Annotated in this window: 16 protein-coding genes; 13 read left to right on the top strand and 3 right to left on the bottom strand. The window is 39.4% G+C overall.

The annotated features are described in order from the left end of the window. The first annotated feature begins 59 nt into the window (after positions 1 to 59). The 5 genes from AC2117_RS04320 to epmA all read left to right on the top strand — a co-directional run bounded on the left by AC2117_RS04320 (position 60) and on the right by epmA (position 6,022). Positions 60 to 2,468: an FdhF/YdeP family oxidoreductase gene (locus tag AC2117_RS04320; RefSeq protein WP_133972159.1), complete on the top strand. Its 2,409-nt coding sequence runs from the start codon at positions 60 to 62 to the stop codon at positions 2,466 to 2,468. Positions 2,469 to 2,550: 82 nt separating this feature from the next. Further along, positions 2,551 to 3,342, top strand: coding sequence for a formate dehydrogenase accessory sulfurtransferase FdhD (fdhD, locus tag AC2117_RS04325; RefSeq protein ID WP_133972161.1), 792 nt, complete (start codon positions 2,551 to 2,553; stop codon positions 3,340 to 3,342). A gap of 143 nt (positions 3,343 to 3,485) precedes the next feature. Next, positions 3,486 to 3,878: a YkvA family protein gene (locus AC2117_RS04330; RefSeq protein WP_133972163.1), complete on the top strand. Its 393-nt coding sequence runs from the start codon at positions 3,486 to 3,488 to the stop codon at positions 3,876 to 3,878. Positions 3,879 to 3,983: 105 nt separating this feature from the next. Further along, positions 3,984 to 5,051 carry a 4-phosphoerythronate dehydrogenase gene (locus tag AC2117_RS04335; protein ID WP_133972165.1) on the top strand — a complete coding sequence of 356 codons (1,068 nt, stop codon included), beginning with the start codon at positions 3,984 to 3,986 and terminating at the stop codon, positions 5,049 to 5,051. Continuing rightward, positions 5,048 to 6,022 carry an EF-P lysine aminoacylase EpmA gene (gene epmA / locus AC2117_RS04340; RefSeq protein WP_133972167.1) on the top strand — a complete coding sequence of 325 codons (975 nt, stop codon included), beginning with the start codon at positions 5,048 to 5,050 and terminating at the stop codon, positions 6,020 to 6,022. Before AC2117_RS04335 ends, epmA begins: the two co-directional genes overlap by 4 nt. A 58-nt stretch (positions 6,023 to 6,080) precedes the next feature. Here the strand turns inward: epmA and AC2117_RS04345 are convergent, their stop codons facing one another. Continuing rightward, on the bottom strand, positions 6,081 to 7,052 hold the full coding sequence (locus AC2117_RS04345) for a Tim44 domain-containing protein (RefSeq protein ID WP_133972169.1): 972 nt from the start codon (positions 7,050 to 7,052) through the stop codon (positions 6,081 to 6,083). A gap of 81 nt (positions 7,053 to 7,133) precedes the next feature. After that, positions 7,134 to 8,522: a DNA repair protein RadA gene (gene radA / locus AC2117_RS04350; RefSeq protein WP_003650164.1), complete on the bottom strand. Its 1,389-nt coding sequence runs from the start codon at positions 8,520 to 8,522 to the stop codon at positions 7,134 to 7,136. Between the two features lie 343 nt (positions 8,523 to 8,865). Between radA and AC2117_RS04355 the strand changes: the two genes are divergently transcribed. The 6 genes from AC2117_RS04355 (at position 8,866) to AC2117_RS04380 (ending at position 15,278) form a co-directional block, all read left to right on the top strand. Beyond that, positions 8,866 to 10,359: an alanine/glycine:cation symporter family protein gene (locus AC2117_RS04355; RefSeq protein ID WP_005045747.1), complete on the top strand. Its 1,494-nt coding sequence runs from the start codon at positions 8,866 to 8,868 to the stop codon at positions 10,357 to 10,359. Between the two features lie 316 nt (positions 10,360 to 10,675). After that, entirely contained in the window at positions 10,676 to 12,082 is a 1,407-nt protein-coding gene (locus AC2117_RS04360) for an amino acid permease (RefSeq protein ID WP_133972171.1), read from the top strand. A 139-nt stretch (positions 12,083 to 12,221) separates the two neighbouring features. Further along, entirely contained in the window at positions 12,222 to 12,446 is a 225-nt protein-coding gene (lptM, locus tag AC2117_RS04365; protein ID WP_133972173.1) for an LPS translocon maturation chaperone LptM, read from the top strand. A 22-nt stretch (positions 12,447 to 12,468) separates the two neighbouring features. Then, on the top strand, positions 12,469 to 13,719 hold the full coding sequence (gene lysA / locus AC2117_RS04370; RefSeq protein WP_133972175.1) for a diaminopimelate decarboxylase: 1,251 nt from the start codon (positions 12,469 to 12,471) through the stop codon (positions 13,717 to 13,719). A gap of 5 nt (positions 13,720 to 13,724) precedes the next feature. After that, complete coding sequence (gene dapF / locus AC2117_RS04375) at positions 13,725 to 14,570, top strand: diaminopimelate epimerase (protein WP_133972177.1); 846 nt, start codon at positions 13,725 to 13,727, stop codon at positions 14,568 to 14,570. 102 nt (positions 14,571 to 14,672) lie between these two features. Further along, a complete protein-coding gene (locus AC2117_RS04380; RefSeq protein WP_133972179.1) occupies positions 14,673 to 15,278 on the top strand; it encodes an alpha/beta fold hydrolase in 606 nt (201 codons plus the stop codon). 48 nt (positions 15,279 to 15,326) lie between these two features. Here AC2117_RS04380 and AC2117_RS04385 read toward each other — a convergent pair whose 3' ends face one another. Beyond that, entirely contained in the window at positions 15,327 to 15,950 is a 624-nt protein-coding gene (locus AC2117_RS04385; RefSeq protein WP_133972181.1) for a LysE family translocator, read from the bottom strand. A gap of 174 nt (positions 15,951 to 16,124) precedes the next feature. On the opposite strand from AC2117_RS04385, the gene xerA reads away from it, so the two are divergent. Both xerA and AC2117_RS04395 read left to right on the top strand, forming a co-directional pair. Further along, positions 16,125 to 17,015, top strand: a complete 891-nt coding sequence (gene xerA / locus AC2117_RS04390; RefSeq protein ID WP_133976193.1) for a site-specific tyrosine recombinase/integron integrase — start codon at positions 16,125 to 16,127, stop codon at positions 17,013 to 17,015. Between the two features lie 461 nt (positions 17,016 to 17,476). Then, entirely contained in the window at positions 17,477 to 18,226 is a 750-nt protein-coding gene (locus AC2117_RS04395; protein WP_003650176.1) for an electron transfer flavoprotein subunit beta/FixA family protein, read from the top strand. Positions 18,227 to 18,241: the final 15 nt, after the last annotated feature.

An 18,241-nucleotide genomic window follows, 5' to 3' on the forward strand; every position in this document is an offset into this window, starting at 1 on the left:
TGAAAATGTGACCAAATGGAATGAGCTGATCTCGAAAGTACAATTAAGAGGATGAACAAGTGGATAATTCAGAAGAACAAAAGCATATACAAGAAAATAATGGCTTTGCGCGAATTGAACCCTACACGCATCCTGCTGGGGGATGGGGTGCGTTACTCAGCGTTGCTCGAAATTTAAAACGACAAGATATTTTAAAAAAAGGTTCTATTACCTTACTCAACATTAACCAACCAACAGGTTTTGATTGTCCGGGCTGTGCATGGCCCGAAAAGAAAAATGCTCATGCCTTTAATTTCTGTGAAAACGGAGCAAAAGCGGTTGCATTTGAAGCGACCAGCAAAACAGTGACTCCTGAATATTTTGCAAACCACACATTAAGTTGGTTATCAGAACAAAGTGATTTTTTTCTTGAAGATTTAGGTCGCTTAACTGACCCAGTCCGCTACGATGCCGCAACTGATAAATATGTAGCAATTTCATGGGATGAGGCATTTCAACTCATTGCCAAACATCTGCATGCGTTAGACCATCCGGACCAAGCTGCATTTTATACGTCGGGTCGCGCCAGCAATGAAGCTGCGTTTTTATATCAATTGTTTGTACGTAGTTTTGGAACAAATAACTTTCCAGACTGTTCGAACATGTGTCATGAAACCACAAGTGTCGGTTTGCTTGACTCAATTGGTTTAGGCAAAGGCACGGTAACGCTGGATGATTTTGATTTAGCCGATGCTATTTTTAGTTTTGGACACAACCCAGGAACCAATCATCCACGTATGTTAGGAACTTTACGAGAAGTCTCTAAACGTGGCGGAAATATTATTGCGATTAACCCAATTAAAGAGAGAGGGCTTGAGCGTTTCCAAGACCCACAAGCACCACTTGAAATGATGACCAATGGTAGTACACCTATTAGCCGTTATTATTTCCAGCCTAAAATTGGTGGTGACTATGCCTTGATGTTAGGCATTTTAAAGCACTTAAATGAGTGGGATAAAAAAGCCATTGCTTCAGGAAAACCAAGCGTTTTTGATCGAAACTTTATTGCTGTGAATACTATTGGTTTTGATGAAATGATTGCTGAGGTTGAAAGGACTGAATGGCAAGATATCTATAAACACTCAGGGCTATCTGCCGAACATCTGGAAAAACTATCTAAACTGTTTTTAGAGTCAGAGCGTTCGATTTTCTGTTGGGGAATGGGGATTACCCAACACCGCCACGGAACTGCCAATGTTCATATGTTGGCGAACTTGTTATTGGCGCGAGGTCAAATTGGCCGACCGGGTGCGGGATTATGTCCGGTTCGAGGCCATAGTAATGTGCAAGGTGACCGAACCATGGGCATTAATGAGTTACCTAATCCTAAATTACTCGACAACATTGACCGTGTGTTTGGGATTAAATCACCAAGAAAAAATGGTTTTGGCGTGGTTGAAACGATTAAAGCGATGTATGAGGGTGAGGTCAAAGTCTTTATTGGTTTAGGCGGCAATTTCGCGGTTGCAACCCCAGATACGCCGTATACCCAAGAAGCGCTTAAAAAATGTAATTTAACGGTACATGTAGCCACTAAGTTAAATCGTAGTCATTTGATTTGTGGTCAAGATGCATTGATTTTGCCGTGTTTAGGGCGGACCGAAATTGATGAGCAACTTCATGGTCCACAGGCGATTACTGTTGAAGATTCGATGAGTAATGTGCACTTGTCGGCAGGACGTAATACTCCAATTTCTGAAAATATTTTATCGGAACCAGATATTGTGGCAAGAATGGCAGAAGCCGTGTTGCCGGACAGTCAGGTTAAATGGAAATGGTACATCGAAAGCTATGACCGTATTCGTGACTCAATCGCCGATGTGTTTGATGAGTTTCATGACTTTAATTTACGGGTCTATGAACCAGGCGGTTTCCACTTAGAACATCCAGCCAATCAACACGTCTGGAATACAAAAAGTGGTAAAGCACAATTTATGATTACACCACTGAATGAAGTCTATGGCGATAAAGAAAATCAATATGCAGCGGCCTATACGGATAGTAAGGTTTATACCTTAATGACAACCCGTTCTCATGATCAGTACAACACAACTTTATATGGTCTTGATGACCGTTACCGAGGGGTATTTGGGCAGCGCCGTGTGTTGTTTATGAACCAAGTCGATATTGATGAAGCTGGTTTTGAAGCGAACCAGTGGGTCGATATTGAAAGTGTTTTCTCAGATGGTGTGAAACGTATCGTGCATAGTTTCCGTATTGTACCGTACAACATTCCACGGGGTAGTTTAGCCGCTTATTATCCGGAAACTAATCCTCTGGTGGCATTAAGTAGCCATGATCAATATGCCAAGATTCCTGCATCAAAAAGTGTTCCTGTCATTTTGCACGCAGGCAATGCGCCTGAGCATTTTAATCTGGCAACGGCAGTTGACCCTGAAGATGCTGACAGAAAGGTGAGCAGTTTTTAAGTGCAACAGTCTATTTAATATTAAAACTCATATCCGAATGGCGCTCATTCCAAGCGCCATGAACTAAAATAAGGACGTTATTTTGACACCGCATTTATATGGGGTTGAAACCTTAGAAGTACAGCGCTTCAAAAAAACTGAATCTGAAATTGCATTAGACAATATTGTTCAAGAACACCCGATTGCTTTGGTATATAACGGTATTTCTCACGCCGTGATGATGGCAACGCCTACCGATGTGAGTTTATTTGCAAAAGGATTTAGTCTGTCTGAAGGGATTTTAACGAGTTTAAAAGAACTCTACGCCATTGAGGTGCATCAAAGTGAATTAGGTATTGAAGTCGAAATGACGATTTCATCTAGGGCGTTTTTGACTTTAAAAGAACATAGAAGAATGATGGTGGGGCGTACAGGTTGCGGTTTATGTGGTATTGAAAGTTTAGAGCAGTTTCATCTCGATGTTCCTAAAATTACCACCGAACCTTCTAAAGAATGGCTTGCGCAAATTCCGATGGCTATTTCTCACTTAAAGAATCGGCAAGAAATTACGGCTTTGACGGGAGGTGCACATGCCGCAGCTTGGGTCGTTGAAGGTCAAATCATCGCATTATTTGAAGATGTGGGACGCCACAATGCTTTAGACAAATTGCTCGGTTATTTAGCCCAAGAAAACTATGATACAAGTTCTGGTTTTGTTGTCATGACCAGTCGTGCAAGCTATGAATTAATTCGTAAATGCGCTCAGTTGAATATCGGTTTACTAGCATCAATTTCCGCTCCAACCAGCATGGCCATTCGGTTAGCAAAAATATCGGGTCTAACTTTGGCTAGTTTTTGTCGTGGGGATGGCTTTGTTTTATATACCGAATTATGAAGCCTTAAAAGAACCATTAAATAAACTCTCATTAAAAAAATGATCAAAAAGATAGAAATTTACATTTCTATTTTTTCTAATTTTAAGCTAGGCGGGAGTTTTATACTTTATTATCAGACTTCGGTAGGTCGGAGTGTGTCCCAATGTCTTGGTTGCAGTCTCTAAAAGATTGGGCAAAACATCTAAAAAAACAAATTATTATGTTGTGGTTCGCATCGAAGCACCCGCAAATGCCGTGGCTACCAAAAATTATTGCTGTTGTAGCGGTTGCCTATGCTTTTAGTCCCATTGATTTAATTCCAGATTTTATTCCTGTTTTGGGATTACTTGATGAGGCTTTAATTTTACCAATACTCATTTGGTTGGCTGTTCGCTTTACGCCTAAACACGTCATTTTAGAGGCAGAACAACAAGCTGAAGACTGGTTTGAACAACAAGAACGCCGCCCTCAAAATTATTTGGTCGCTGTGTTGATTATTCTAGTTTGGATAACTTTGGCTGTGATGGCTTATTTCTATTTTGGCGGTGATTTATAACTCATAAACGTTAAAAATAGAGAATATTAATTTCAAGGCATTAACATTGTACTTTGCTACAACTCAAAGGATAATAACGTTTTTATAAGCTATGAGTTGCAGACAATGAAAATCGTCGCAGATGAAAACTTGGCATTTACCGATTACTTTTTTTCAGAGTTTGGCGATATTCAACACCATGCAGGGCGTACTTTAACTCATGCAGATGTAAAAGATGCAGAGGCTTTATTGGTTCGTTCGGTAACAGCAGTTAACGAGAGTTTAATTCGAGACACTTCAATAAAATATGTAGGTAGTGCCACAATTGGTACCGATCATTTAGATATTCCAGCTTTAGAAAAACAAGGAATTACATGGGCAAATGCGGCAGGTTGTAATGCCCAAGCAGTTGCTGAATATGTCATTACTGCTTTACTGCATTTAGGTGCCAACCTTTTAGAACAGCAAGAAAAATTTACTCTAGGCATTGTTGGGCTTGGAAACGTGGGTAAACGTTTAGCATATATGGCTCAGTTGCTTGGCTGGCGTGTGATTGGATGTGACCCATATGTACAGTTAAATTCGATTGAGAATGTAAGCTTAGAAACGCTCTTGCAACAAGCGAATGCAATTTCAATTCATGTGCCTTTAACCAAAAATGTTGAGCATGCGACTTATCATCTTTTTAATGAGCAAGCGTTTGCAGCACTTCAACCGAACACGATTTTAATTAATAGTGCGCGTGGCCCAGTCGTTAAAGAAGCAGCTTTAATCGAAGATATTCAGCGTACAAAACGAAAAGTTGTGCTCGATGTGTTTGAACATGAGCCAGTCATCTCAAAAGAGCTTATAGACATGTTGGCTTTGGCAACACCGCATATTGCTGGTTATAGTCTCGAAGGTAAAGCCCGCGGTACGCAAATGATTTATGAAGCATTTTGCCAAAAGTTTGGTTTCGATATAAATAAGCGTTTCGAAACTCAGTTGCCTGCATGTGAAGATTATTTTTCAGGTAATGACTTAAAGACTGTGTTAAAGCAAAAATTAACTGAAATTTATGACATTGCTCAAGACGATGCCAATATTCGTGCTTGTATTAAAGACGGCAAAGTCGAGCAAAAAGCATTTGATTTATTGCGTAAGAATTATCCGCTGCGTCGGGAATGGGCAGCACATGGAGGGCCGCAGGCATGAGTTTAAGTTATCAACCTACTTGTTCAATTGATGCCTTAAAAGCACGTGCCAAACTCTACAATCAAATTCGTCAGTTTTTTGCTGAACGAGCTGTTATGGAAGTTGAGACACCTCTAGTTTCACAAGCAGGCGTAACCGATGTGCATTTAGCGTCTGTTCAGGCTTTACGTCATATTAATGGGAAATTGCAAACTCAATATTTGCAGACCTCACCAGAGTTTGCCATGAAACGGTTATTGGCGAGTGGTAGCGGGCCGATTTACCAGATTTGTAAGGTTTTTCGAGACGATGAACACGGGCGTAAACACAATAGTGAATTTACGATGCTCGAATGGTACCGCCCGAGTTTTGACCTAAAAGCTTTAATGCATGAAACGGCCGATTTATTGCAAACCTGCTTGCAGCATCGTTTTGGTGAAGTTCGTCCATTTATTTTAAGTTATAAACATGCCTTTCAGGACCGTTTAGACATTAACCCATTACAAGCAACTTTGAAGCAACTCAAAGAAACTGCAAATCGTGTGGGCTTAAACCTTGATTTAGGTGATGACCGTTTAGCTTATATCGATTTGTTATTTTCACATTTTGTTGAACCAAGTTTGGGATTTGATGCACCTGTCTTTTTAACTGACTTTCCACCAGAAATGGCATCTTTAGCAAAGGTGAAACTCGATGAAGATGGGGAAGAGGTTGCTGCTCGTTTTGAGGTCTATATTGAAGGTTTAGAGCTGGCAAATGCGTACGATGAATTGCTTGATGCTGAAGTTTTACGTTCACGCTTTGAAGCAGATAATGCCGAGCGAGCTAAGCAGGGTCTTCATGTTATGCCTTTAGATGAACATCTATTAGCTGCTTTACCTCATATGCCAGAATGCTCAGGAATTGCTCTAGGCGTAGATCGTCTATTAATGGTTGCAATGGACCAGCTTCAAATTGAAAAAGTGATTACATTTCCAGCAGACATTGCTTAAAAACTAACAAATAAAAAAGCCACAATATTGTGGCTTTTTTATTTAGAGCTTATTCAGCTTAAGCTTGTTGAATACCTGCAACAACCCAGTCTTGCTGAGAGCCAGCAGGTTTAACAAAGTGCCAGATTTCAGCAAATGGCTGTGGCAAGCTGTTTAGATCTTCACTCACTGTACCAGTGAAACGTACGCTTACTACGTATTGACCATTTTCAGTCGCACTATCTACAACCATCGCATTGAGGTTACTAAACTCGGCAACATCTTGATCTTGGTTTTCCATGATGTCGTTATACATAGAAGTATAAAGTTCTGGCGTTAAGTAACGGCGAATTTCTTCAATGTTACTTGCAGTATTCATCGATTGGATGTGGTTAAAACGTTGACGTGCAATACGCAAGAAAGAAGCTGGTTCACTACCGTCTGGAAGTTGATTGCCATTACTGGTCGTTACACCGCCAAAAGGAGCTTGGGTTGCAGCACCACCAGTCACAGACTGTCCAAAGATATTTGTATTATCTCCAGCATTACGTGGTGTCGCTTGTGGTGCAGCAGAACGGCCAAATGGATTTTGACCGCCATTGTTTGGTGCGTATGGGTTATTAGCCGTTAGTTTTTTTTTTGATCCCAATTTACGGAATACAAAGAAAGCTAAAGCAGCTGCAAGTAACACCCAAATCCAGCCCGGGATACCACCTTTTTTCTCTTGTTGAGCTTCAGCCTGAGTGGCTTGCTGTTCAGTTGATGTCGGTTTGTCGTCAGCTAAAGCATTTGCTGCAACAGCACCTACGGCAGCACCAGCCACACCAGCTGCAACCATTGAACCAACACCCGGACCAGATCTTTGAGGCGCAGTAGCAGGTTGTTGAGCAGGAGTCACTTGACGAGGTTGTTGATATGACTGGCTTGACGTAGTAGAGCGTGCCATACCGTGGCTTTTACCACCACCCGCACGTTTAGCTTCAGCAAGAGGAGAAATTGCTAAAGCAGCCATTAAAATACCGCTAATCAAGCCACGCTGGTGTACTTCCATAGGAAATTCCTGTTTAAAATTAATTTACAATAGTATTTATGCAGGCATTTACCCTAAATTTCAACTATAAAAGTATATTTTTTATGTCAATTCATCACTCAATTGCATAGCTTCGGTCAAGGCTTCATGCAAACGGGCAACGGCAATGACCTGAACCCCTGGAATTGCTTTTTGCGGCGCATTGCCTCTTGGTAAAATGACATATTTAAAACCATGTTTAGCCGCTTCTTTTAAACGCTCTTGGCCATTAGGAACTGGGCGAATTTCACCAGAAAGACCAACTTCGCCAAAAACCGCAAGCTGCTGTGGTAAAGCCTTAGTACGTAAACTTGAAGCACATGCTAATAAAACTGCTAAATCTGAACCTGTTTCAGTAATTTTTAAGCCACCTACAATATTTACATAGACGTCTTGTCCTGTTGTCTGGACGCCTCCGTGACGGTGCATGACAGCAAGAAGCATGTTTAAACGGTTTTGTTCAAGACCTAATGCGACACGACGTGGTTGGCCTTGTGCATCGTCAACCAATGCTTGTACTTCGACTAAAAGAGGGCGAGTACCTTCACGGCTAATCATGACGATTGAACCCGGAATCGCTTCATCATAACGACTCAAAAAAATAGCAGAAGGGTTAGCAACTTCACGTAACCCTTTATCTGTCATCGCGAATACACCCAGTTCATTGACTGCACCAAAACGGTTTTTAACTGCACGAATCATTCGATAGCGTGAGTCGGATTGACCTTCAAAGTAAAGTACACAATCCACCATGTGTTCTAAAACACGAGGGCCTGCAAGAGCACCTTCTTTAGTGACATGACCAACAAGAAATAGTGCCGTACCACTATTTTTTGCATAACGTGTAAGTAATGCAGCAGATTCACGAATTTGAGAAACACCACCTGGCGCCGATTGAAGGGTTTCGGTGTAAAGTGTCTGAATAGAATCTAAAATAGCCACAGCAGGCTTTTCTTGTTCTAGAACCTCACAAATTCGTTCTACGCAGGTTTCGGCCATGGCCTTTAACTTGTCAGTAGGTAAATCAAGACGTTGAGCACGAAGAGCAACCTGAGATAACGATTCTTCACCCGTAATATAAAGTGCGGAGCTTTTCGCGCTTGCCATATGGGTTGCTGTTTGTAACAGAATGGTCGATTTACCAATACCAGGATCACCACCAATCAGTACGACTGAACCGGTAACTAAACCTCCGCCAAGTACACGGTCAAATTCGCTAATACCTGTCTGTAAGCGGGTTTCATGGGAAACTGAGACTTTATTGAGTGTTGTAATATTGGCGGCTTGGCCTGCATAGCCCCCAGTTTTGGGGCGTGCTCGGTGCGCAGTGGTTGGTTCAAGTCTGACTTCGGTCAGGCAATTCCATTCACCACACTCTGAACATTGACCTGCCCATTTAAGATGATCGGCACCACATTGCTCGCAACGGTAAATAGTTTTGACTTTACTCATAAAAAATTGAAATTTTGCTCGATATTATATAAATATAGTTCTATAGAGAGTCCTTAGCTCTTTTTCCTAAATTTTTCATGTAAAAGATTAGGAATTAGAAAAGCGGAGCTTTTTAGGAACTAAAAGGGAAAGACATCAAAAATAACACGATATAGGATTTTTACAAGTCAGATAGAGTTTGTTTTCAGTGGATATAAAAAATCTAATCTATCCCCAAGGAAGGTGTTTTTACTAACGTATATATCTACCTGTTTATTATAGAGATGGCATGGATATTGCTGAAGTAAAAAACGAACAAAATAATATGAGTATTGTATTTTAAAAATACAAAAGGTTGATATCTATGAGTGCAGCAGAAATTGTTGATTGGGTAAATAGCATAATCTGGAGTAAAGGACTGATTTACTTGTGCTTAGGCGCTGGTTTATTTTTTTCTATTTTGACTAGATTCGTTCAAGTACGCCAAATGAAAGAAATGGTAAGGTTATTAATAAAAGGAACTTCTTCAGAACAGGGGATTTCATCTTTTCAGGCGCTTGCAGTTTCACTATCAGGACGTGTAGGTGTAGGTAATATTGCAGGTGTCGCGGCAGCAATTGGTTTTGGTGGTCCTGGTGCTGTCTTTTGGATGTGGCTAGTAGCATTTCTAGGAGCAAGTACAGCATATGTTGAATCGACATTAGGCCAAATCTATAAGGTTGAATATCAAGGGCAATACCGTGGTGGTCCAGCTTTTTATTTTGATAGGGGGTTAGGACAACGCTGGTTAGGAATCGTGTTTGCTATTGCTGCGATTATTTCTTGTGGTTTGTTTTTACCAGGTATCCAAGCAAATGCTGTAGGTAAAGCTTTTACTCAGATTACAGGTGAAGGCACAATTATTTTTGGAGATATTGGATTATTTAAACTTGTTGCACTTGCTGTAATTGTAAGTTTACTTGCCATCATTATTTTTGGAGGAATCAAGCGGATCGCACGTTTTGCTGAGTTCGTGGTGCCATTCATGGCTGCTGGATATATTTTAATGGCTGTCATTATTGTAATTGCCAATATCCATGAACTCCCTGGAGTAATTAAATTAATTTTTGAAGATGCTTTTTCTCCTATGGCGGGTCTTGGTGCGGCGATTGGCTGGGGAGTAAAACGTGGTGTTTATTCAAATGAAGCAGGTCAAGGAACAGGTCCTCACGCAGCGGCTGCGGCTGAAGTTCAGCATCCGGCTCAACAAGGATTTGTTCAAGCATTTTCAATTTATGTGGATACTTTATTTGTTTGTTCTGCTACAGCATTCATGATTTTAATCACAGGGATGTATAATGTACAAGGGACCTTAGAAGCAGGTCAATTTATTGTGCAAAATGTTGGAGCTACAGTTGAAATTGGTTCTCCTGCATTCACCCAAATGGCTGTTAGTACAATGTTTGGTAATTTTGGCCAAATTTTTGTGGCTTTGGCTGTTTTCTTTTTTGCTTTCACAACAATTGTTGCTTACTACTACATCGCGGAAACTAACATTACTTATCTAAGCTATATTACAAAATCTCCATCACTATTATTTGTGGTTAAGTGTTTTATTATTTTATCGGTATCTTATGGTGTGCTTAGTGCAACTGGTTATATATGGGGTATTGGTGACATTGGTGTAGGTTTAATGGCATGGATCAACATCGTTGGTATTATTGTAACTTATTTTATATGGAAACCTACTATTAAAGCATTGAAGGATTATGAGGCACAGCAAAAAGCTGGAGTAACAGAATATACATTTGATCCTATTAAATTAGGAATAAAAAATGCGACATTCTGGGAAGAAAAATTGAAAAATAAACAAAAATAGAATTTCAGAAATTTAGTTTATTTAGTTATTAAATTCCGGAAGGGTAGTCTTAGGACTACCTTTTTTATTTGTATGAAAGAATGAACTTGTCAGACAAAAGTTGACTTAAAAGTGCGTTGTTTTGAAATGAGCTTGTGCGTATTATCGGCCATAATTGTATGTAGCTTGAAATCATCGGCAATACAGACAAAAATTGGTTAGCTGAAAAGTTGTCAAAAAATATACATTTAAAAGATACCTGCAAATGGTGCGATATCAACTTTTTGATTTGATTTTGGCTAACGGACTAAAAAAATTACTGGAGTGTATTCATAAGATGTCGAATCAAAATTTGAGTGAACCTCATGAACAAGGTGAACTCCATCGTAGCCTTTCCAATCGGCATTTACAGCTGATTGCGATCGGCGGTGCAATTGGTACCGGATTATTTATGGGATCAGGTAAAACCATTAGCCTTGCTGGTCCATCTATCTTATTTATTTATCTGATTATTGGTTTAATGGTGTTTTTTGTCATGCGTGCGCTTGGTGAACTACTCCTTTCAAATTTGGCCTATAAATCATTTATCGACTTTACAACAGATTTAATTGGCCCATGGGCAGGTTATTTTGTAGGGTGGACTTACTGGTTATGTTGGATCACGATTGGTATTGCTGACCTTTCCGCGATTATCTATTACTTACAATTCTTTAATAATGGTCTGCCTTTTTCGCCTGTCGAAGGAGCAATGATTAGTGTTGCGGCTATTGTCTTTATTATGGGTTTAAACCTGTTAACAGTACGTCTATTTGGTGAGTTAGAGTTCTGGTTTGCTCTCGTTAAGATCCTTGCAATTGTCATTTTAATTGCTGTGGGTTTATGGATGATCTTTACTGGTTTTACCTCTACTACAGGTGAAGTTGCTTCATTTACTCATCTTTGGGCTAACGGTGGTTTCTTCCCAACTGGTGTGAATGGTTTCTTAGCAGGCTTCCAGATTGCGATTTTTGCTTTCGTTGGTGTCGAGCTTGTTGGAACAACGGCTGCTGAAACTAAAGACCCAGCACGTAATTTGCCAAAAGCAATTAATTCAATTCCAATCCGTATCATTATTTTCTATGTGTTGGCACTATTGATCGTCATGTCAGTAACACCATGGAACAGAATTGATCCAAGCATCAGTCCATTTGTGAACTTGTTTAGTCAGGCAGGTATTGCTGCAGCGGCAATCTTGATGAACTTAGTTGTGTTGTCATCTGTAATGTCATCAATGAACAGTGGTGTATTCTCAACCAGCCGTATGTTATTTGGTCTATCGCGTGAAGATCAGGGACCAAAAGCTTTTGGTAAACTTAACAAACGTGCAGTCCCAGCAAATGCATTGTATTTCTCTGCTGCGTGTTTATTGTTAGGTGCAGCTTTACAGTATTTTGTACCAAATACTGTTGAAGCCTTTACGCTTGCGACGACACTCTCAACTATTTTGTTTATTTGTGTGTGGTTACTCATTATCTGGAGTTATATCCGTTATTACACTACACGTCCTGAGTTACATGCTAAATCAACATTTAAATTGCCGGGTGGCTTATTTACATGCTGGATCACGATTATTTTCTTCATTGGCATGATTTACGTGTTGTCTTTAGAAGCAGATACTGCCAGAGCACTTAAAATTAGCCCGATCTGGTTTGTGATCCTGATTATTGGTTACTACTTTTTCTATAAACCGCGCCATAAAAAATAAGTTTTTTCTTGGTACTAATCAAACGCTGGCTGAAAAGCTGGCGTTTTTTTATCGATATTGTTTTTCCTGGTAAGTTTACTCTTTAGCCGTTTGCCTGATCACGGTATACTGCACCGAATTGTTTAAATCAGGTGCTCAGATGCGTCGTGCCATTTGCCTCATCAGTTTATTGAGCAGCAGTGTTTTGCTTAGTGCTTGTGGTCAGTCAGGAGTATTACAACTACCTTCTGATCCAAATTATGACAAACGTGCAAAATACTTGCTCTATCGTAATAACGAATCGAAACAAGCTGTGCAAAAACAAGATGAAGCTGAACAACCAGCCGAATCTTCAACAGCTCCAACCCAAACTACATCACCTTAAGCTTTGAAATAAGGACATATTCATGAGTTTCACTCGCATTAATGGAGTATTGCATGCAGAGCAATGTTCTCTCGAGCAGCTTGCGCAGCAATTTGGCACACCGTTGTATGTTTATTCAAAAACAGCTTTTGAAAAACATTATTTAGATATGGACCGTGCCTTTAACTTTATTGATCATCAAATCTGTTTTGCGGTGAAATCTAACTCAAATTTAGCTGTTCTTAATGTATTGGCAAAACTGGGTGCGGGTTTTGACATTGTATCTGGTGGTGAGCTTGCACGTGTTCTCAAAGCTGGCGGAGATGCATCTAAAGTTGTCTTTTCGGGTTTAGGTAAAACAGAAGTTGATATTGAAACTTCATTAAATGTGGGTATTGCTTGCTTTAATGTAGAGTCTTATGCCGAACTAGATCGTCTTCAAAAAGTTGCGGCTCGTTTGGGTAAGAAAGCTCCGATTTCTTTACGTGTAAATCCTGATGTAGATGCAAAAACACATCCTTATATTTCAACAGGTCTTAAAGAAAATAAATTTGGTATTCCAAGTGATACCGTTTATGAAACCTATCAATATGCAACGTCTTTACCAAACCTTGAAATTATTGGGATTGACTGCCACATCGGTTCGCAATTAACCGAGACTAAACCATTTGTTGATGCTTTAGACCGTGTCATGGTGATGATTGAAGAATTGAAAAAACTTGGTATCAATCTTAAACATATTGATATTGGTGGCGGTTTAGGTGTTTGTTATAAAGATGAAACACCACCAAGTGTTGAAGAATATGCCAACTCAATGAAACCTGCTTTAGAAAAATTAGGTCTCAAAGTTTATATGGAGCCGGGCCGTAGCATTAGTGCAAATGCAGGTGTGCTTTTAACAAAAGTTGATTTGCTTAAACCAACGAGCCATCGTAACTTTGCCATTATTGATGCTGCAATGAACGATTTGATTCGCCCTGCATTATATGAAGCATGGATGGATATCCAGCCTGTGGTGCCAAGTTCAGATACTGAAGAAAAAACTTGGGATCTTGTTGGTGCAATCTGTGAGACAGGTGACTTTATTGGTAAAGATCGTTCATTGGCTTTAAAAGAAAATGACTTGTTAGCTGTACTCGGTGCAGGCGCTTATGGTTTTGTAATGAGTTCAAATTACAACACACGTGGACGTGCTGCTGAAGTGATGGTGTCAGGTGATAAAGCTCATTTGATTCGTGAACGTGAAACAGTTGAATCCCTTTGGGAAAAAGAACGTTTATTGCCAGAGGAGTAAATGAGATGTTATTAGAATTTACTAAAATGCATGGCTTAGGCAATGACTTTATGGTGGTTGATCTAATTAGCCAGCGTGCTTATTTAGATACAGAAACAATTCAGCGCTTAGCTGACCGTCATTTTGGTATTGGTTTTGACCAACTTCTAATTGTTGAACCACCAGATTTACCAGAAGCAGATTTTAAATATCGTATTTTTAATGCTGATGGTTCTGAAGTTGAACAGTGTGGTAATGGTGTGCGCTGTTTTGCTCGTTTTGTACATGAGCGTCATTTAACCAGCAAAACCAATATTACTGTTCAAACCAAAGCCGGTATTGTGAAGCCAGAGCTTGGGCAAAATGGTTGGGTACGCGTGAATATGGGTTACCCAAAATTCTTGCCGAACGAAATTCCATTTGTTGCTGAACAGCCAGAAGCTTTATATACACTTGAGTTAGCCAACGACCAAAATATTAGTATTGATGTGGTCAATATGGGCAATCCTCACGCCGTAACGATTGTGCCTGATGTGCTCACAGCAGATGTCGCGGGTATTGGTCCACAAGTTGAATCACATAAACGTTTTCCTGAACGTGTTAACGCAGGATTTATGCAAGTAATTGATGAAAACCATGTGCGCCTTCGTGTGTTTGAACGTGGTGTAGGTGAAACACTTGCATGTGGTACAGGGGCTTGTGCTGCTGCGATAAGTGGTATGCGCCGTGGCTTGCTTGCTAATTCTGTGGAAGTTGAATTGGCTGGCGGTAAGTTACAAATTGAATGGCAAGATGGCGATGTGGTCTGGATGACTGGTCCAACAACCCATGTGTATGATGGGCGTTTGGATTTACGTTATTTCCAAGGCTAATAGCGTTACCTAAATAGAAGCCTCTTTTCATCAGCTAAACTGATAAAAGAGGCTTTCTTTTATATGTACAATAATATTTGATTTAACTACTTTATAAGAAATATGAATAATTTAATTTTCTTACCTGGAGCGTCAGGGAGTACTGCATTCTGGTACCCATTAATTGAAAGACTACCTCAGCATTACCATACAAAAATTATTGGTTATCCTAGTTTTGGAGATACACTAGAATCCTTTGAGGTCAAAAGTTTTGAAGACCTAACACATTATGTAGTTGATCAAATTAATGAAGAATCTGTAATTATTGCGCAATCTATGGGAGGAATTTTTGCTGTTGCCGCAGCGTTAAAGAAACCTCAAATGATTAAGGGATTGGTCTTAATTGCAACTTCAGGTGGAATCAACCTTGAACGCTTTAATGTGCAAGACTGGCGAGAAGCATACCGTCAAGCATTTTTAAAATATCCAGATTGGTTTATTACTAACAATGCTAACTACGAAGAGTTTTTATCAGATATAAACATTGAAACTTTATTAATCTGGGGCGATAACGATCCAGTGAGCCCCGTTCAGGTGGGGCAATATTTAAATCGAAAGTTTGAAAATTCGACGTTATATGTTGTTAAAGGTGGGGACCATCAATTAGCAGAAAAACATGCCGATGAAGTTGCAGTCCAAATAGAAACCTACTTAAAAAACCTAATCTAAGTTTTTAAGTCTTATTTAGCGTGCTAGATTTCAGCACGCTTTTTAGATTTATTTTTTGCTCAAAGCCAATTTCAAAGCAAACAACACAAAAATACTGCCTGTAATACGGTCCATATATTTCACAAATTTAGGTTGCTTTAGATAACGTGACAGTGGTTGCATGGCCAAAATTAATAGAGTTGACCATAACATTCCAATTACCACATGAATCATCACAAGCCCCATGACCCAAGTAACAGCCGATGCTTGCGGTGGAATAAATTGTGGAAGAAATGAAATATAAAAAATACCGACTTTCGGATTAAGTAAGTTACCTAAGAAACCTTTAATGAACCAGTTCTGTGAAGCAGAAGTGTTTGAATTATTATTTTGTATTTCTGCAAGTTGAGTACGTGGTTTTAAAATCATATTCAAACCCAGCCATGCAAGATAAGCAGCTCCCATCCATTTCAATATATTAAAAGCTAAATCAGAAGCCATGAGCAAAGCCCCCAGACCACAAGCAACCACAATTCCCCATGCAATACAGCCAAGACTAATACCTACTGCCGCTTGGAATGCTTTAGATTTGTCTTCGAGTGTGGCGGTACGAATAATTAACGTTGTATCCAGACCAGGTGTAAGGGTAAGTAGTGTAATCGCAATTAAGTAAGGAAGGAGTAAGGTAGTCATGGCAGCAAGGTTCCGACAAATACTTGAGGTAAAGTGTAATACATATATAAGATAGTTAGTTGTTATGCTGTACGATCTCAATTTTCCTGATCAACTACTTTTTGGTACACTGAAAAAAATAAAATGAGCAAATAAATGGAGAGCAATTTGGATTTTGCATTACAACTGCTCTCAATGTGGTTAAAAGAAAGAAAAATTCAGAACCAGTCTGAGCACACGATTACTGCTTATGAAAGAGATGTTAAAAGCTTTCTTGAGTTCTGTGATCTCAAACAAATTGATTTAAGAAATGTCGAAGCTTCAGATTTACGTGAATATTTGGCCCAGCGTGTTGAACGGGACCAGTTGAGTTCAAGCAGTATGCAGCGCCATCTCACCTCAATTCGCCAGTTTATGAAATGGGCTGAACAAGGAAAATATTTAGAAATTAACCCGACTGATGATTTTAAGCTAAAACGTCAACCGAGACCTTTGCCGGGCATGATTGACATAGAAACGGTCAACCAAATTTTAGATCAACCTATGCCTGAGAAGCCAATTGATCAGCAATTATGGTTAAGAGATAAAGCCATGTTGGAGTTACTTTACTCAAGTGGTTTGCGTCTGGCAGAGTTGCAGGGATTAACAATTAAAGATATAGATTTTAATAGGCAACTGGTACGTATTACGGGTAAAGGAAATAAAACCCGTATTGTACCGTTCGGGAAAAAGGCGAAAGAAAGTCTATTGAATTGGCTAAAAATTTACAAAATCTGGAAAGGCCATTTTGATCAAAATGCTTTTGTTTTTATTTCTCAAAGAGGTGGCGTGTTAACTCCGCGACAAATTGAAAAACGTGTAAAGCTGCAAGCGCAAAGGGCCGGCGTGAATGTAGATTTACATCCTCATTTATTAAGACATTGTTTTGCTAGTCATATGTTATCAAGTAGTGGTGATTTGCGATCAGTACAAGAAATGTTAGGTCATAGTAATTTGTCCACCACACAAATTTATACACATATTGATTTTGATCATTTGGCGCAAGTCTATGATCGAGCTCATCCAAGAGCGCAAAAGAATGAATAGATTTAAAAACTATCTTAATAATAAAGTTGACTAAAATGGCAAGTCTTATACGAATGTAGACATCATTTGTATTTTATTAGAAATTTGTTTAAGAAAAATAGGGAAAATAGTCAAATTGACCATTTTGATCTTTGGATATTTTGTCGGTACCCCTGAGTCAAAAACATCTAATCTCGATTATTTAAAGGCGATCTTATGTTTCTGGCTAATAAGCTAAATAAAATAAAAAGATAATAAAAATCAATATATAAAATAAAGTGTAAAAAGAATGAAATAGCACCTAATAAGGCATAATATTTTTTTTATGAACTGGGCATTTCATCTTTTTTATAGCAGTAGCGGAAATTGTGACTTGACCGAAATGCCAAACACATTGCAAGATAGGGTACCTAAAAAATTTTAATTGAAGAGTTAATATACTTTTCTCAACATTTACTTTTGCTAGAACAGCCGAGGATTACATGAAGGCTCTTGTTGCTGTAAAACGCGTGGTTGATGCCAACGTCAAAGTTCGTGTTAAGCCGGACAATAGTGGGGTTGACCTTACTAACGTTAAAATGTCAATTAACCCATTTTGTGAAATCGCAGTAGAAGAAGCGGTTCGCTTAAAAGAAAAAGGAACAGTATCAGAAATCGTTGTTGTTTCTGTTGGTCCTAAAGAAGCTCAAGAACAAATCCGTTCTGCAATGGCTTTGGGTGCAGACCGCGGTATTTTGGTTGAAACCACTGATGAAATTGGCGCTTTAGAAGTTGCTAAAATTTTAAAAGGTGTTGTTGATGCTGAAAAACCAGAACTTATCCTTCTTGGTAAACAAGCAATTGATGATGACTCTAACCAAGTAGGTCAAATGCTTGGCGCATTATTAGGTGCGGGCCAAGGTACATTCGCTTCTGAAGTGAAAGTTGATGGCGGCAAAGTACAAGTAACTCGTGAAGTTGACGGTGGTTTACAAACTGTTGAACTGGCACTTCCTGCAATCATTACAACTGATTTGCGTTTAAATGAGCCACGTTATGCAGCATTGCCTAACATCATGAAAGCTCGTAAGAAGCCACTTGATACTAAATCTCCTGCTGATTATGGCGTTACAGCTGGTACTAAGCTTAAAACTGTTAAAGTTGAAGCTCCAGCAGAACGTAAAGCTGGCGTACAAGTGAAATCTGTAGATGAGCTTGTTGAAAAATTGAAAAATGAAGCGAAAGTGATCTAATACGGAAGGATAAAA

Origin of the sequence: Acinetobacter calcoaceticus, assembly GCF_900520355.1 — a bacterium.
Classification (GTDB): Bacteria; Pseudomonadota; Gammaproteobacteria; order Pseudomonadales; family Moraxellaceae; genus Acinetobacter; species Acinetobacter calcoaceticus_C.

Bases quoted from the DNA above. Each gene is read 5' to 3' on its own strand.
- radA (WP_003650164.1), bottom strand. From the start codon at position 8,522: ATGAGTAAAGTCAAAACTATTTACCGTTGCGAGCAATGTGGTGCCGAT.
- dapF (WP_133972177.1), top strand. From the start codon at position 13,725: ATGTTATTAGAATTTACTAAAATGCATGGCTTAGGCAATGACTTTATG.
- lptM (WP_133972173.1), top strand. From the start codon at position 12,222: ATGCGTCGTGCCATTTGCCTCATCAGTTTATTGAGCAGCAGTGTTTTG.
- AC2117_RS04330 (WP_133972163.1), top strand. From the start codon at position 3,486: ATGTCTTGGTTGCAGTCTCTAAAAGATTGGGCAAAACATCTAAAAAAA.
- AC2117_RS04395 (WP_003650176.1), top strand. From the start codon at position 17,477: ATGAAGGCTCTTGTTGCTGTAAAACGCGTGGTTGATGCCAACGTCAAA.
- xerA (WP_133976193.1), top strand. From the start codon at position 16,125: ATGTGGTTAAAAGAAAGAAAAATTCAGAACCAGTCTGAGCACACGATT.
- AC2117_RS04335 (WP_133972165.1), top strand. From the start codon at position 3,984: ATGAAAATCGTCGCAGATGAAAACTTGGCATTTACCGATTACTTTTTT.
- epmA (WP_133972167.1), top strand. From the start codon at position 5,048: ATGAGTTTAAGTTATCAACCTACTTGTTCAATTGATGCCTTAAAAGCA.
- AC2117_RS04380 (WP_133972179.1), top strand. From the start codon at position 14,673: ATGAATAATTTAATTTTCTTACCTGGAGCGTCAGGGAGTACTGCATTC.
- AC2117_RS04355 (WP_005045747.1), top strand. From the start codon at position 8,866: ATGAGTGCAGCAGAAATTGTTGATTGGGTAAATAGCATAATCTGGAGT.
- lysA (WP_133972175.1), top strand. From the start codon at position 12,469: ATGAGTTTCACTCGCATTAATGGAGTATTGCATGCAGAGCAATGTTCT.
- AC2117_RS04385 (WP_133972181.1), bottom strand. From the start codon at position 15,950: ATGACTACCTTACTCCTTCCTTACTTAATTGCGATTACACTACTTACC.
- AC2117_RS04360 (WP_133972171.1), top strand. From the start codon at position 10,676: ATGTCGAATCAAAATTTGAGTGAACCTCATGAACAAGGTGAACTCCAT.
- AC2117_RS04345 (WP_133972169.1), bottom strand. From the start codon at position 7,052: ATGGAAGTACACCAGCGTGGCTTGATTAGCGGTATTTTAATGGCTGCT.